We start from the raw sequence: 14,209 nt of genomic DNA on the forward strand, positions 1-14,209 counted from the left end.
ATCGAGCCGCGCGAGATGGACAGCAACGTGGCGATCGTGGCGCCGCTGGTCGGCGACATCGGGTCGTGCGTGTCGGCTCTGACCGCCGGGATGGCCAAGGGCTGGACGCCGCCGCCGGCGGAGTGGACGGGGGCGGTGTCGGCGCGCAAGGAGGCGAACATCGCCAAGATGGCGCCCAAGCTGATGAGCAACGCCTCGCCGATGAACTTCCACGGCGCTCTGGGCGCTCTGCGCCGGGTGGTGCAGGAGCGGCCCGACGCTCTGCTGGTGAACGAGGGGGCCAACACGCTGGACCTGGCGCGCGGGATCATCGACATGCACCAGCCGCGCAAGCGCCTGGACGTCGGGACCTGGGGCGTGATGGGCATCGGCATGGGCTTCGCGGTGGCGGCGGCCGTGGAGTCAGGCAAGCCGGTGCTGGCGGTGGAAGGCGACAGCGCCTTCGGCTTCTCGGGCATGGAGGTGGAGACGATCTGCCGCTACAACCTGCCGGTGTGCATCGTGGTGTTCAACAACAACGGCATCTACAAGGGGACGGACGTGAACCCGACGGGCGGGTCGGACCCGTCGCCGATGGTCTTCGTTCCGGACTCGCGCTACGACAAGATGATGGAGGCCTTCGGCGGTGCGGGCGTCAACGTGACGACGCCGGACGAGCTGTACCGCGCGGTCAGCGCGGCGATGGACAGCGGCCGGCCGACGCTGATCAACGCGGTGATCGACCCCAACGCCGGGTCGGAGAGCGGCAACATCGGCAGCCTCAACCCCACCAGCACCGTCCGCAAGGGTCCCAAGACCTGACGCCTTCCTAAGTTATAAAAACAAAGCCCCCCGGAAAAATCGGGGGGCGGTTCCAAAACGACTGCACGACATCCCAACGTTACGAAGAATCAGCCTGAGACGAGAGGGGAGGGCGGACATGGACACGGCCATCGTCGCCAAAGACGACACAAAACGGCGCGCCATCCATCCCGGCGCGGGGCGCCGGAACACCCGGCCCCAGCCGAAGGGCCGGCAAGTCGATCCGGCGGCCCTGGAGGAGGTGCAGGAGCTTCTCGGCGACCGGTCCCGGCAGCGGGACCTGCTGATCGAGCATCTGCATCTGTTGCAGGACACCTACCATGGCCTTCATGCCCGTCACCTCGCGGCGCTCGCCCAGGAGATGCGGCTTGCCCTGGTGGAGGTATACGAGGTGGCGTCCTTCTACGCACACTTCGACATCGTGATGGACGGGGAGGAAGCCCCTCCGCCCGTGACCGTCCGGGTCTGCGACAGCTTGTCCTGCTGCATGGCCGGCGGCGAGAAGCTGCTCGACGAGCTGAAGGCCGCCGACATGGGGCCGGACGTCCGGGTGGTGCGCGCCCCCTGCATGGGCGCCTGCCACAACGCCCCGGCGGTGGCCATCGGCCACGCCCTGCACGAGAACGCCACGGTCGAAAGCGTGGTCACCGCCGTGAAGAACGGCGAGACGCACCCGCAGCTCCCCACCTATGTCAGCCTGGAGCAGTACAAGGCGGAGGGCGGCTACCGCCTGCTCGCCGACTGTCTGACGGGCAACGTCCCGGTGGACGACATCCTCGGCAAGCTGGAAGGGGCCAACCTGCGCGGTCTCGGCGGCGCCGGCTTCCCCACCGGCCGCAAGTGGCGCTTCGTCCGCCACGAGCCCGGCCCCCGCCTGATGGCGGTGAACGGGGACGAGGGCGAGCCGGGCACCTTCAAGGACCGCTACTATCTGGAGAACGATCCGCACCGCTTCCTGGAAGGGATGCTGATCGGCGCCTGGGTGGTCGAGGCGACCGATGTCTACATCTACCTGCGCGACGAGTACCCGCACATCCGCGAGGTGCTGGAGCATGAGATCGCCGCCGTGGAGAAGGCGGGCCTCGCCGGGCACACCCGCATCCATCTGCGGCGCGGCGCCGGGGCCTACATCTGCGGCGAGGAGTCCGCGATGCTGGAGAGCATCGAGGGCAAGCGCGGCCTGCCGCGCCACAAACCGCCCTTCCCGTCGGTCGTCGGCCTGTTCGGCCGTCCGACCCTCATCAACAACGTCGAGACGCTGTTCTGGATCAGGGACATCCTTGAAAAGGGCGCCGACTGGTGGGGCAGCCACGGGCGCAACGGCCGCAAGGGCCTGCGCAGCTACTCCGTCTCCGGCCACGTCAAGGAGCCGGGCGTGAAGCTGGCCCCCGCCGGCGTCACCATCCGCGAGCTGATCGACGAGTATTGCGGCGGCATGGCCGACGGCCACACGCTGAAGGGCTACCTGCCCGGCGGCGCGTCGGGCGGCATCCTGCCCGCCAGCATGGACGACATCCCGCTGGACTTCGGCACGCTGGAGCAGCACGGCTGCTTCATCGGCTCCGCCGCGGTGGTCGTGCTGTCGGACCAGGACGACATGCGCAAGGTCGTGCGCAACCTGCTGGACTTCTTCGAGGACGAGAGCTGCGGCCAGTGCACGCCCTGCCGCGTCGGCACGGAGAAGGCGGTGGCGCTCATCAAGCAGCCGGTGTGGGACGAGCCGCTTTTGACGGAACTCGCCCGGCTGATGAGCACGGCGTCGATCTGCGGCCTGGGTCAGGCCGCGATGAACCCACTCAAGAGTGCGCTGAAGCACTTCCGCGACGATCTGCGCGGGGAGGTCCGGTGATATGAGCGACCGCATCCTGTTCCACCTCGACGACGAGCTCGTCGAAGCCCACGCCGGCGAGACGATCTGGCAGGTCGCCAACCGCCTGGGCACCGAGATCCCGCATCTCTGCTACGCCGACGAGCCGGGCTACCGCGCGGACGGCAACTGCCGGGCCTGCATGGTCGAGATCGACGGCGAGCGCGCCATGTCGGCCTCCTGCGTGCGCCACCCGACGCCGGGCATGCGCGTCCGCTCGGCCAGCGAGAACGCCAAGTTCGCCCGCAAGATGGTCATCGAGATGCTGGTCGCCGACCAGCCGAAGCGGGAGGAGGCCCACGACCCCGACAGCAAGTTCTGGCGCTGGGCCGACCGTCTGGAGGTCTCGGACAGCCGGTTCCCCAGCCGGGAATGCGCGCCGAAGCCCGACTTCAGCCACCCGGCCATGGCGGTGCAGCTCGACGCCTGCATCCAGTGCAACCTGTGCGTCCGCGCCTGCCGCGAGGTCCAGGTCAACGACGTGATCGGCATGGCGTTGCGCGGCCACAAGGAGACGATCGTCTTCGACTTCGCCGACCCGATGGGCGACAGCACCTGCGTCGCCTGCGGCGAGTGCGTCCAGGCCTGCCCGACCGGCGCGCTGATGCCGAAGACCCAGGTGGACCTGAACAGCGGCGTCTTCGCCGCCGCGCCGGACCGCCAGGTGGACAGTGTCTGCCCCTATTGCGGCGTCGGCTGCCAGCTGACCTACAACATCAAGGACGAGAAGCTGCTGTCGGTGACGGGCCGTGACGGTCCCGCCAACAAGAACCGGCTGTGCGTGAAGGGCCGCTTCGGCTTCGATTACATCCACCACCCGCACCGCCTGACCAAGCCGCTGATCCGCAAGGAGGGCGTGTCCAAGCACGACGTGGACATCGACCCGCTGAACCCGCTGACCCATTTCCGCGAGGCGAGCTGGGAGGAGGCCCTGGAGGTCGCCACCGCCGGCCTGCGCAAGATCCGCGACGAGCGGGGCGGCTCGGCTCTGGCCGGCTTCGGCTCGGCCAAGGGCTCCAACGAGGAGGCCTACCTGTTCCAGAAGCTGGTGCGCGTCGGCTTCGGCACCAACAACGTCGACCATTGCACCCGCCTGTGCCACGCCTCCTCGGTGGCGGCGCTGATCGAAGGCATCGGGTCGGGCGCGGTGACGGCTCCCTTCATGGCGGCCAAGGACGCCGAGGTGATCGTCGTCATCGGCTCCAACCCGACGGAGAACCACCCGGTCGCCGCGACCTTCTTCAAGAACGCGGCCAAGCGCGGCGCCAAGCTGGTCATCATGGACCCGCGCGGCCAGACGCTGCGGCGTCACGCCACCCATATGATGCAGTTCAAGCCCGGCCGCGACGTGCCCATGCTGAACGCCATGCTGAACGTCATCATCAGCGAGGGGCTGTACGACGAGCGGTATGTGGCGGAGCACACCCAGGACTTCGAGGAACTGCGCGCCCACATCGCCAAGTTCACCCCGGAGGCCATGGAGCCGGTCTGCGGCATCCCGGCGGAGCAGCTCCGCGAGGTCGCCCGCCTCTACGCCACCTCCAAGGGCTCGATCATCTTCTGGGGCATGGGCGTGTCGCAGCACATCCACGGCACCGACAACGTGCGCTGCCTGATCGCCCTGTCGCTGGTCACCGGCCAGATCGGGCGCCCCGGCACCGGCCTGCACCCGCTGCGCGGCCAGAACAACGTCCAGGGCGCCTCCGACGCCGGCCTGATCCCGATGATGTTCCCGGACTATCGCCCGGTGGACGATCCCGAGGTCCACGCCTTCTACGAGGATTTCTGGGACACCAAGCTGGACTCCAAGCGTGGCCTGACCGTCGTGGAGATCATGGACGCGATCCATGCCGGCTCGCTGCACGGCATGTACGTGATGGGCGAGAACCCGGCCATGTCCGACCCGGATGTGGAGCACGCCCGCGACGCGCTCGCCAAGCTCGACCATCTGGTGGTGCAGGACCTGTTCCTGACCGAGACGGCCAAATACGCCGACGTGGTTCTGCCCGCCTCGGCCTGGCCGGAGAAGACCGGGACGGTGACCAACACCAACCGCCAGGTCCAGCTCGGCCGCCAAGCCCTGCCGCCTCCGGGCGATGCCCGGCAGGACCTGTGGATCGTCAACGCCATGGCCCGCGGCCTGGGTCTGGACTGGACCTACGAGCATCCGCGCGACGTGTTCCGGGAGATGAAGGGGGCGATGCCGTCGCTCGACAACATCACCTGGGAGCGGCTGGAGCGCGAGCGTTCGGTCACCTACCCCAGCCTGTCCGCGGACGATCCGGGCCAGGAGATCGTCTTCGGCGACGGCTTCCCCACGGCCACCGGCCGCGGGCGTCTGGTCCCCGCCGACGTGATCCCGCCGGCCGAGGAGCCGGACGCCGAGTTCCCGATGGTCCTGACCACCGGGCGCCAGCTGGAGCATTGGCACACCGGGTCGATGACCCGGCGCGCCCAGGTTCTGGATGATCTGGAGCCGGAGGCCGTGGCCTACATGAGCCCGGCGGACCTGCGGCGGATGGGCGCCAAGGGCGGCGACCGCATGAAGGTCACCACCCGGCGCGGCACCATCGAGCTGAAGGCGCGGTCGGACTACAACGTCCCGTCCGGGCTGGTGTTCGTGCCCTTCTGCTACGCCGAGGCGGCGGCCAACGTGCTGACCAACCCGAAGCTGGACCCCTACGGGAAGATTCCCGAGTTCAAGTTCGCCGCGGCCCGCATCGAGCCGGCGGCATAGCCAACCGGCGGCCCCCGCTCCCCGCAAGGGAGAACCCGGGGGCCGCCACACCCGAGGACGGCAACGGCGCGATGCAACAGCGCCGGACGATTTCGAGAGGGATGGAGCGATGAAGACGCAAGCGCTGATGATGGCACCCCCGGCCCCGCGGGCCGAAGGCCGCGCGGAAACCGTGGACCGTGCGGCGAAGGGCAATCTCGTTCAGTCGCTGTCGCGGGCGCTGAGCATCATGACCATCCTCGGCCAGTCGGACAGCCCGATGAGCCTGACCGCGGTGGCCGAAGCGGCGCATCTCTCGCCGTCCACGGCGCACCGTCTGCTGACCACCCTGCAGGAGGAGCGTTACGTGCGCTTCGACCAGGGCAAGCGCGGCTGGGCGGTCGGGGTGCAGGCCTACATGACCGGCACCGGCTTCCTGAAGACGCGCAGCCTGCTCGACGTCGCCCGTCCGCGCATGCGCCGGCTGATGGAGGAGACCAGCGAGGTCGTGAATCTGGCGATCGAGGAGAACGGCGAGGCGATCTATCTGCACCGCGTCGGCGGTCCGCGCGTCGCCCAGGCGGCGCTGCCCGTTACCGACCGGACGCTGCTGCACTGTTCCGCGGTGGGCAAGGCGCTGCTCGCCGGCATGCCCGACACGCGGGTGCAGAGCATCGTGACCCAGCGCGGCATGCGCCAGTTCACCCGGACCACCGTGTCGTCGATCCCGGCGCTGCACCGGGAGCTGATCCTGACCCGCGACCGCGGCTACGCCGTGGACCAGGAGGAACGGGTCAGCGGCCTGCACTGCGTCGCCGCGGCGATCTACGACGAGCAGGCCCGTGTCATCGGCGCCCTGTCTCTGTCGAGCACCAACCGGCGCCTGGACGACGCCCGCGTCGTGGCCTTCGGCGAGATGGTCAAGCGCACCGCCGCGGCGGTGACCGCCGAGATCGGCGGGCGTTTCCCCACCTGATCCCTGGGCCTGATCCCTGGGCCTGATCCGGAACACCCTTACGGAATTCGAATTCGCGCCGGCCGGGAGGCGCGATCCGCCCTGATCCGCAAATCCTTCGGATTGGGTCGAGGCGGCTGTTACCCCGGTTTTCCTTCCTGTCACGTAGTGCTGCCCTGAAGAAACTGACCGCGCCCGCAACGGCGCGGTCTTTTTTCGGCAAAATACTTTGTTTCCGCAATGTGGAAACATACGATTCCTTGTTGCGCGATGGCGGAGACTCGGGCATCATTCTTCTTACACAGGGTTCATCACCCTTTGTATCGGGCGGGTTGTTGCTCCGCATTTTATGCGAGCCTCTCGGATACTGGCCGTGCTGGAAACAGCACGGCCTTTTTATTGCCGGGACGGCGCCGGACGGGGAGGCCATGCTGCAGTGCGGCAAAACAGCGCGGATGTCACCGCGGATCGAGCAGGCGCGGGCCGGGACCGTCCTCCGACAGTTCGTCCCAGGGGTTGCGCAGCGGGCATTCGCCGAGCGACAGGCAGCCGCAGCCGATGCACCCCTCCAGCCCGTCGCGCAGCTTGGTGAGCACAGCGATGCGCTCGTCCAGGTCCGCTTTCCAGGCCGCGGACAAGCGTTTCCAATCCTCTGCGGTGGGGGTGCGGCCATCCGGCAGGGTCTTCAGCGCCTGCGCGATGGTCGCCAGGGGAACGCCCAAGCGCTGGGCAACCTTGATGATGGCGATGCGCCGGAGCACGTCGCGGGGGAAGCGGCGCTGGTTGCCACTGCTCCGCCAGCTCGCGATCAGCCCCTTTGATTCGTAGAAGTGGATGGTGGACACTGCCACACCGGAGCGTTCCGCGACCTCGCCCACGGAAAGGTCCTTGTCCATGTCGGCGGGATCGATAATCGCCATCGCCGGGCCTCCCCTGGGGTTCGGAACCTCCTGACCTCAAGTGAAGTTGAGGTCATATCGAGAGAGAGTCAACAGCGCGCCGCATCGAGGGTAGCCGATGATTTCACCAACCTCCGTCGACTGGACTTCGCTCAACACCCTGCGCGCCACGCCGGGGCCGGAGGTGACGGCTCTGCCGGCCTCGTTCCTGACGATCACCAAGGCGGCGAACCTGAAGCCGGCCATCGTCCGCCCGGTGCTGGACGGGCTGCTGCGCCAGGGCTTCGTGCGCGAGTACGAGACCCAGTACGGCAAGGCCTACGCCCGCACGCCGGAGGGCAACCAGCGCATCCGTGAAGTGAGGGAGTGGCTGCGCTGAAAGCGCCCTCTCTCCCTGGAGAGAGCGGACCCTGGAGAGAGCGGGGCGCCGGGCGCACAAAAAGGAACGGCGCCCCTTTTGGGGGCGCCGTCTTCGCGAGGTGTGCCGTCAGACTGTCGGGAAGCGATCAGACAACCTTGTTGGCGTGCAGCTCGGCGATCTGCTGCGGGGTGTAGCCGAGGCTGGCCAGAACCTCGTCGGAGTGCTCGCCGAGCAGCGGCGATCCCGTCACTTCGACGGTCATGTCGGAGAACTTGATCGGGCTGCCGACGGTCAGGTACTTGCCGCGCGCCTTATGATCGACCTCGACGATCGTGCCGCTCTTGCGGAGCGACGGGCATTCGGCGATTTCCTTCATGGTCAGCACCGGGGCGCACGGGATGTCGAACTTGCGCAGGATGTCGACCGCCTCGTACTTCGTCTTATCGGCCAGCCAGCCTTCGATGAAGGCGAAGATGTCGAAGATCTTGTCCTGACGCGCCTGAGCGGTGTTGTAGGCCGGATCGTCGATCCACTCCGGCTTGCCGAGAGCCTTACAAATCGGCGCCCAGGCATGGCCCTGGATGGTGAAGTAGATGTAGGCGTTCGGATCGGTCTCGGCGCCCTTGCACTTCAGCACCCAGCCCGGCTGGCCGCCACCACCGGCGTTGCCGCCACGCGGAACCACGTCGGAGAACTCGCCGTGCGGATACTGCGGGTACTCTTCCAGGTAGCCGACGCGGTCGAGGCGCTGCTGGTCGCGCAGCTTGACGCGGCAGAGGTTGATCACCGAGTCCTGCATCGACACGGCGACCTTCTGGCCCTTGCCGGTCTTCGAACGGCCCATGAGGGCGGTCAGGATGCCGATGGCGAGGTGCATGCCGGTGTTGCTGTCGCCGAGAGCGGCGGCGCTGACGGTCGGCGGGCCATCCCAGAAACCGGTGGTCGAAGCCGCACCGCCGGCGCACTGGGCGACGTTCTCGTAGACCTTCAGGTCCTCGTAATGGTGACCGTCGCTGAAGCCCTTCACCGAGGCGACGATCATGCCCGGGTTCAGCTCGTTGATGCGCTCCCAGGTGAAGCCCATGCGGTCGAGCGCGCCCGGCCCGAAGTTCTCCACGAGGACGTCGGACTCCTTGATCAGCTTCTCAAGGATTTCCTTGCCCTGCGGGGTCTTGGTGTCCAGCGTCAGCGAGCGCTTGTTGCTGTTCAGCATCGTGAAGTAGAGCGCGTCCGCTTCGGGAATGTCACGGAGCTGGTTGCGGGTGACGTCGCCGGAACCCGGCCGCTCCACCTTGATGACGTCCGCGCCGTACCAGGCGAGGAGCTGCGTGCAGGCCGGGCCAGCCTGAACGTGGGTGAAGTCGATGATCTTGATTCCTTCGAGCGGCTTGCTCATGGCTCGTTTACTCCCTCTCACTTATTGCGATGCCGTTGTTGAGCACTGGACAACACGGACAAACTGGCGGGATGGGTTGTGGGTTACTGGCTTGCGGACTCCAACTCCGACAGGCGTCGGCGGAGCTTGCGCTCCTCGGCCCAGCGGCTGCTCTCGTCGCGGATGATGGCGACGATTCCGGTCACCGTGCCGTCCGGCGCGGTCAGCAGGGCGACCGTGAAGGCGATGGACAGGGCGTGCCCGTCCTTGTGCAGGGCCGGGACGCGCAGCACGTCGCTGCCGTAGCGCGTCTGGCCCGTGCGCATGGTGTTGGCGTAGCCGTCCCAATGGCGCTGGCGCTGGCGTTCCGGGATGATGATGTCGAGCGATTGCCCCAGCGCTTCGCCTTCCGCGAAGCCGAACATCCGCTCGGCCGCCGGATTCCACAGAGTGATGGCGCCCTGCGCGTCGGACACGACGATCGCGTCCCCGGCGGCCATGACCAGCTGTGCGAAATCGACTGTTGCGCTCATGAAAGCATTCGCTCCGACACCGGACCCGAAACCTTCCGGCACCGTCATGTTTTCTTCAAAACACGCCCGCGCCGTTGGTTTTGCACTTCGTTTCCGAAGCGCGATGGGATGTGAGATACCGTATACCAGATGCGAAATGCCTGGCAAGCCCTTTTGTGCGTTAGGCGAACTAATCGCGCTCCGGACCTTTCGCGGCAAATGCCGCAGAGTGGAACCGGAGAGTGGAGGGGGCGCCTCGCTGTGCGCGTTTCGGTCGGCACGGATGGGGCGCCGGGCGCACGCTCGTCCCCGTTGAACCGGTGTGCGGGGTGTATGTCAAAAGTGGCCGTCCGGTTTTCGGTGTGCCAAGATGACCGACCGTCCCTGATTCGGGGCGGCGGCTCGAACAGGGTAGGGGCATGACGGGGCGTTTCAGAACCAAGATCATCATCGGCATGACCGCTGTCCTGGCCGTGGGAGCGGCGGCGGTCACCTCCGTTTCCCTGTTCCTGTCGCGCGACGCCGCGGAGCGGGCGGTCACGTCCCTGGTGGCCGAAACAGCCGACCACCACGGCGCGCGGGTCGCCGCCGACATTTCCGCCGCCCTTGCCGACGCCCGTTCCGCCGCCGCGCTGGTGGAGGTGGAGCGCTCCACCGGCGCTCCGCGCCGGGAGACCGTCAACCGCTACCTCAACCGCCTGATGGCGGTCGGCCCGCTCTACGCCGGGGTGTGGGTGGACATGGCCGACGACGGGTTCGACGGGCGCGACCGCGAAGTCGCCGGGATGGAACGCGCCGGCGAGATTCTGGGGCTGCCCGGCACGGGGCGGATGAGCCTGCTGTGGCTGCCCGGCCCCAAGGCCGACGACAGCGAGGGCTATCCCTTCTCCGACGTGAAGGAGAAGGAATATTATCGGGCCGCCGCCGCGGCCGGGAAGCCGGTGCTGACCGAACCCTATCTGGACGACCTGACCAAGGCGCTGATGACCAGCGCCGCCGCACCGGTGAAGGACGGCGACCGGGTGATCGGCGTCGCCGGCGTCGACCTGACGCTGAGCGGGCTGACCGATCTGGTCCGTCGGGTAAAGCCCTATGGCGACGGCCACGCGGCGGTGCTCACCGGCACCGGGGTCTATGTGGCCCATCCCGACGCCGGCCGCCTGTCCCATCCCGCCGACGATCTGCCGGAGGAGGCGCGGCGCGCCATCGCCGAGGGGCGGTCGTACGACGGCGTTGTCACGCTCGGCGGCGCCCCCCATTACCTGCGCTTGTCGCCGGTGCGCTTCAGCGGGGCGGACGGGGCGTGGTCATTCCTGGTCGCGGCACCGCAGGCCAGCGTGATGGCCGACGCCAACCGGCTGACCCTGCTGACCGTTCTGGTCGGGGCGGGCTGCATCCTGCTCGGCGGGCTGGTGGCGTGGCGGGTGGGCGACGGCATCGCCCGGCCGATCGCCGGGCTGACCGTCACCATGGACCGGCTGGCCACGGGCGATCTGGACGCGGCCATCCCCGGCGCCGACCGCAAGGACGAGGCGGGCGCCATGGCCCGCGCGGTCGGGGTGTTCAAGCAGGGGCTGGTGCAGGCCCGCGATCTGGGACGCCAGCAGGAGGCGGAATGGCGCGCCAAGGAAGCGCGGACCGCCGCCCTGCTCGACCTGCAAAACGGGTTCGAGGAGCGGGCGGGCGGCCTGACCGGGGCGTTGGCCTCGGCTGCGCAGCAGCTCGAATCCACCGCGCGCGCGCTCACCGGCATCGCCGAGCAGACCCATGGGCGGTCGGAACAGATGACGCTCTCCGCCCATTCCGCCGCGGACAACGTGCAGACCGCCGCCGCCGCGACCGAGGAGCTGTCGGCCTCGGTGGAGGAGATCGGGCAGCAGGTGGGCGAGTCCGCCCGCATCGCCGAGGCGGCGGTGGCCGACGTGAAGCGCGCCGACTCGGCGGTCGTCGTGCTGGCCGACAGCGCGGAGCGGATCGGCGCCGTCGTTGGGCTGATCAACGACATCGCCGGCCAGACCAACCTGCTGGCGCTCAACGCCACCATCGAGGCGGCCCGCGCGGGCGAGGCCGGAAAGGGCTTCGCCGTGGTCGCTGGAGAGGTCAAGAGCCTGGCGAACCAGACCGCCCGCGCGACCGAGGACATCGTCGGCCAGATCAAGGGCATCCGCGACGCGACGGGCGAGGCGGTGGAGGCGGTGCGGAGCATCAGCCAGACCATCGCCCAGGTCAGCCGCATCGCGTCCGGCATCGCGGCGGCGGTGGACCAGCAGTCCGCCGCCACCCGCGACATCGCCCGCAGCGTCCTGCAGGCCGCCGACGGCGCCCGCGAGGTCAGCGGCGGCATGGGCGAGATCCGGGCCGGAGCGGGTGACACGGGCGCCGCCGCCGACCAGCTCCTCGCCGCCGCCGCCGGGGTGGCCGGTCAGTCCAAGGAGCTGGCCCGCGAGATCGACCGCTTCATCGCCGGCGTTCACAAGGCGTGATCCGCGGGGGCGGCCGCGCGCCGGACGTTACGTCGCCCGCGCCGTGGGCAGGGTGAAGGACACCGACTCCGGGCGGCCCGGCAGGGAGAGCTGGGCCTCCACCGGGGCGCAGCGGCTGACCACGGCGCCACGGCGCAGGACGAACAGGCGGGTGGCGCGGGTTCGGATCGCCTCCACCGGGTCGGCGGCCTGGAGCACCACCAGATCGGCGTGGCAGCCCACCTCCAGCCCGTAGCCGTCGAGGTGCAGCAGCCGGGCCGGAGCCTCCGTCACCGCGCGGAAGCAGGCGAGCATCCCGTCATAACCGGTCATCTGCCCGACATGCAGGCCCATGTGCGCGACCTCCAGCATGTCGCCGGAGCCGAGCGGGTACCAGGGGTCCATCACGCAGTCGTGGCCCAGCGCCACCGTCAGGCCGGCGCCCATCAGCTCCGGCACGCGGGTCATGCCGCGACGCTTGGGATACGTGTCGTGGCGGCCCTGGAGCGTGATGTTGATAAGCGGGTTGGCGATGACGCCGAGGTCGGCCTCGACCATCAGCGGGATCAGCTTGGAGACGTAGTAGTTGTCCATGGAATGCATGGAGGTGAGGTGCGAGCCGGTCACCCGGCCCTGCATCCCCAGCCGCTGCGTCTCGTAGGCCAGCGTCTCGACATGGCGGGACAGCGGGTCGTCCGACTCGTCGCAATGCATGTCCACCAGCAGCCCGCGCTTCGCCGCGATCTCGCAGAGGAGCTTCACGGAGGCCGCGCCGTCGGCCATCGTCCGCTCGAAATGCGGGATGCCGCCAACCACGTCCACGCCCATGTCGAGCGCGCGCTTCAGCAGATCCACGGCGCCGGGGGAGCGCAGGACGCCGTCCTGAGGGAAGGCGACGAGTTGCAGGTCGAGGTAGGGGGCGACCCGCCGCTTGACCTCCAGCAGCGATTCCACGGCCAGCAGGCGCGGGTCGCAAATGTCCACATGGCTGCGGATCGCCAGCAGGCCGCGCGCCACCGCCCAGTCGCAATAGGCCAGCGCCCGCTCGACGATGGCGTCCTGGACGAGCTGCGGCTTCAGCTCGCCCCACAGCGCGATGCCCTCCAGCAGCGTGCCGGAGCGGTTGACCCGCGGCAGGCCGTAGCTGAGCGTGGAATCCATGTGGAAGTGCGAATCGACGAAGGGCGGCGTGACCAGCCGGCCGGTGGCGTCGATCTCCTCCCCGGCGGGACCGGGCAGATCCTTTTCCACCGCGGCGATGCGGCCCTCGCGGACGCCGATGTCCATGCCGGTGCGGCCGTCGGGCAGCGTGGCGCGGCGCAGGATCAGATCGAACATCAGCGTTCTCCTTTGCGGTACGGGATCATCAGCGCCCGCGGGTAGGAGGCGCGGCGCGCCACCAGCACCAGCGCCAGGATGCTCAACAGGTAGGGCATCATCAGGAACAGCTGGTAGGGCAGGACGCCCCCTGCCACCTGCTGAAGCCTCAATTGCAGCGCGTCGAAGGCGGCGAACAGCACCGCGCCCAGCAGCGCCTTGCCGGGCCGCCAGGAGGCGAAGACGACCAGCGCGATGCAGATCCAGCCGCGCCCGTTGACCATGTTGAAGAAGAAGGCGTTGAAGGCCGACAGGGTGAGGAAGGCCCCGGCCAGCGCCATCAGCGCGCTTCCCGCGACCACCGCGCCGATGCGCACCGCGGTGACGCTCAGGCCCTGGGCCTCCGCCGCCGCCGGATTCTCGCCGACCATCCGCACCGCCAGCCCGACCGGCGTGCGGTAGAGGACGTAGGCGACCACGGCGACGAGGATCAGCGCCATGTAGGTCATCGGCGTCTGGGCCAACGCGCCGGGCAGGGCCAGCGGCTGGAACGGCTCGATGGTCGGCGGGGTGCTCGCCTGCGGCAGGACGAGGCGGTAGACGAAGTAGGACAGGCTGGTGCCGAGCAGCGTCACGCCGATGCCCGCCACATGCTGCGACAGGCCCAGTGGCACCGTCAGGGTGGCGTGCAGCAGCCCCATCAGCCCGCCGCAGAGTGCGGCCACCAGCACGCCGGTCCACAGGTCGGCCCCCTGGTAGACGGCCATCCAGCCGGCCATGGCGCCCATCGTCATGATGCCCTCGATCCCGAGGTTCAGCACGCCCGCCCGCTCGCACAGAAGCTCGCCCAGCGTGCCGAGGATGTAGGGGGTGGCGATGCGCAGCACCGCCGTCCAGAAGGCGGCGGAGACGAGGATGTCGAGGATCGTTTGAAACAGCTCCAT

General features: G+C 68.8%; 11 protein-coding genes. 6 read left to right on the plus strand and 5 right to left on the minus strand.

The window, feature by feature from the left end:
- The 4 genes from FHW79_RS30925 to FHW79_RS30940 all read left to right on the plus strand — a co-directional run.
- Positions 1-801: thiamine pyrophosphate-dependent enzyme (locus FHW79_RS30925; protein WP_247884702.1), on the plus strand; the 801-nt coding region annotated here is incomplete at its 5' end.
- Positions 802-919: 118 nt separating this feature from the next.
- Positions 920-2,650, plus strand: coding sequence for an NAD(P)H-dependent oxidoreductase subunit E (locus tag FHW79_RS30930; RefSeq protein WP_183182464.1), 1,731 nt, complete (start codon positions 920-922; stop codon positions 2,648-2,650).
- A 1-nt stretch (position 2,651) separates the two neighbouring features.
- Positions 2,652-5,405 (plus strand): formate dehydrogenase subunit alpha, encoded by a 2,754-nt coding sequence (gene fdhF / locus FHW79_RS30935; RefSeq protein WP_183182465.1) that lies wholly within the window; start codon positions 2,652-2,654, stop codon positions 5,403-5,405.
- Positions 5,406-5,514: 109 nt separating this feature from the next.
- The gene (locus FHW79_RS30940; RefSeq protein ID WP_051140212.1) at positions 5,515-6,360 is read left to right on the plus strand and encodes an IclR family transcriptional regulator; all 846 of its coding nucleotides are present in this window, start codon (positions 5,515-5,517) and stop codon (positions 6,358-6,360) included.
- Between the two features lie 437 nt (positions 6,361-6,797).
- Here FHW79_RS30940 and soxR read toward each other — a convergent pair whose 3' ends face one another.
- Complete coding sequence (soxR, locus tag FHW79_RS30945) at positions 6,798-7,259, minus strand: redox-sensitive transcriptional activator SoxR (protein WP_183182466.1); 462 nt, start codon at positions 7,257-7,259, stop codon at positions 6,798-6,800.
- A gap of 97 nt (positions 7,260-7,356) precedes the next feature.
- Here soxR and FHW79_RS30950 point away from each other — a divergent pair, with 97 nt between their 5' ends.
- Positions 7,357-7,617 carry a hypothetical protein gene (locus tag FHW79_RS30950; RefSeq protein ID WP_014200106.1) on the plus strand — a complete coding sequence of 87 codons (261 nt, stop codon included), beginning with the start codon at positions 7,357-7,359 and terminating at the stop codon, positions 7,615-7,617.
- A 127-nt stretch (positions 7,618-7,744) separates the two neighbouring features.
- Here the strand turns inward: FHW79_RS30950 and frc are convergent, their stop codons facing one another.
- Positions 7,745-8,995, minus strand: coding sequence for a formyl-CoA transferase (gene frc / locus FHW79_RS30955; RefSeq protein WP_014200103.1), 1,251 nt, complete (start codon positions 8,993-8,995; stop codon positions 7,745-7,747).
- An 83-nt stretch (positions 8,996-9,078) separates the two neighbouring features.
- Entirely contained in the window at positions 9,079-9,507 is a 429-nt protein-coding gene (locus FHW79_RS30960) for a PAS domain S-box protein (RefSeq protein ID WP_014200102.1), read from the minus strand.
- Between the two features lie 398 nt (positions 9,508-9,905).
- On the opposite strand from FHW79_RS30960, the gene FHW79_RS30965 reads away from it, so the two are divergent.
- Positions 9,906-11,969 (plus strand): methyl-accepting chemotaxis protein, encoded by a 2,064-nt coding sequence (locus FHW79_RS30965; protein WP_183182467.1) that lies wholly within the window; start codon positions 9,906-9,908, stop codon positions 11,967-11,969.
- Between the two features lie 27 nt (positions 11,970-11,996).
- Here the strand turns inward: FHW79_RS30965 and FHW79_RS30970 are convergent, their stop codons facing one another.
- Together FHW79_RS30970 and FHW79_RS30975 are read right to left on the minus strand one after the other, a co-directional pair.
- Positions 11,997-13,286, minus strand: coding sequence for an amidohydrolase family protein (locus tag FHW79_RS30970; protein ID WP_183182468.1), 1,290 nt, complete (start codon positions 13,284-13,286; stop codon positions 11,997-11,999).
- On the minus strand, positions 13,286-14,209 hold the full coding sequence (locus tag FHW79_RS30975; RefSeq protein ID WP_035673431.1) for an ABC transporter permease: 924 nt from the start codon (positions 14,207-14,209) through the stop codon (positions 13,286-13,288). Before FHW79_RS30975 ends, FHW79_RS30970 begins: the two co-directional genes overlap by 1 nt.

Origin of the sequence: Azospirillum sp. OGB3, assembly GCF_014192915.1 — a bacterium.
In the GTDB taxonomy this organism is placed as follows: domain Bacteria; phylum Pseudomonadota; class Alphaproteobacteria; order Azospirillales; family Azospirillaceae; genus Azospirillum.

Bases quoted from the DNA above. Each gene is read 5' to 3' on its own strand.
- FHW79_RS30930 (WP_183182464.1), top strand. From the start codon at position 920: ATGGACACGGCCATCGTCGCCAAAGACGACACAAAACGGCGCGCCATC.
- fdhF (WP_183182465.1), top strand. From the start codon at position 2,652: ATGAGCGACCGCATCCTGTTCCACCTCGACGACGAGCTCGTCGAAGCC.
- FHW79_RS30940 (WP_051140212.1), top strand. From the start codon at position 5,515: ATGAAGACGCAAGCGCTGATGATGGCACCCCCGGCCCCGCGGGCCGAA.
- soxR (WP_183182466.1), bottom strand. From the start codon at position 7,259: ATGGCGATTATCGATCCCGCCGACATGGACAAGGACCTTTCCGTGGGC.
- FHW79_RS30950 (WP_014200106.1), top strand. From the start codon at position 7,357: ATGATTTCACCAACCTCCGTCGACTGGACTTCGCTCAACACCCTGCGC.
- frc (WP_014200103.1), bottom strand. From the start codon at position 8,995: ATGAGCAAGCCGCTCGAAGGAATCAAGATCATCGACTTCACCCACGTT.
- FHW79_RS30960 (WP_014200102.1), bottom strand. From the start codon at position 9,507: ATGAGCGCAACAGTCGATTTCGCACAGCTGGTCATGGCCGCCGGGGAC.
- FHW79_RS30965 (WP_183182467.1), top strand. From the start codon at position 9,906: ATGACGGGGCGTTTCAGAACCAAGATCATCATCGGCATGACCGCTGTC.
- FHW79_RS30970 (WP_183182468.1), bottom strand. From the start codon at position 13,286: ATGTTCGATCTGATCCTGCGCCGCGCCACGCTGCCCGACGGCCGCACC.
- FHW79_RS30975 (WP_035673431.1), bottom strand. From the start codon at position 14,209: ATGGAGCTGTTTCAAACGATCCTCGACATCCTCGTCTCCGCCGCCTTC.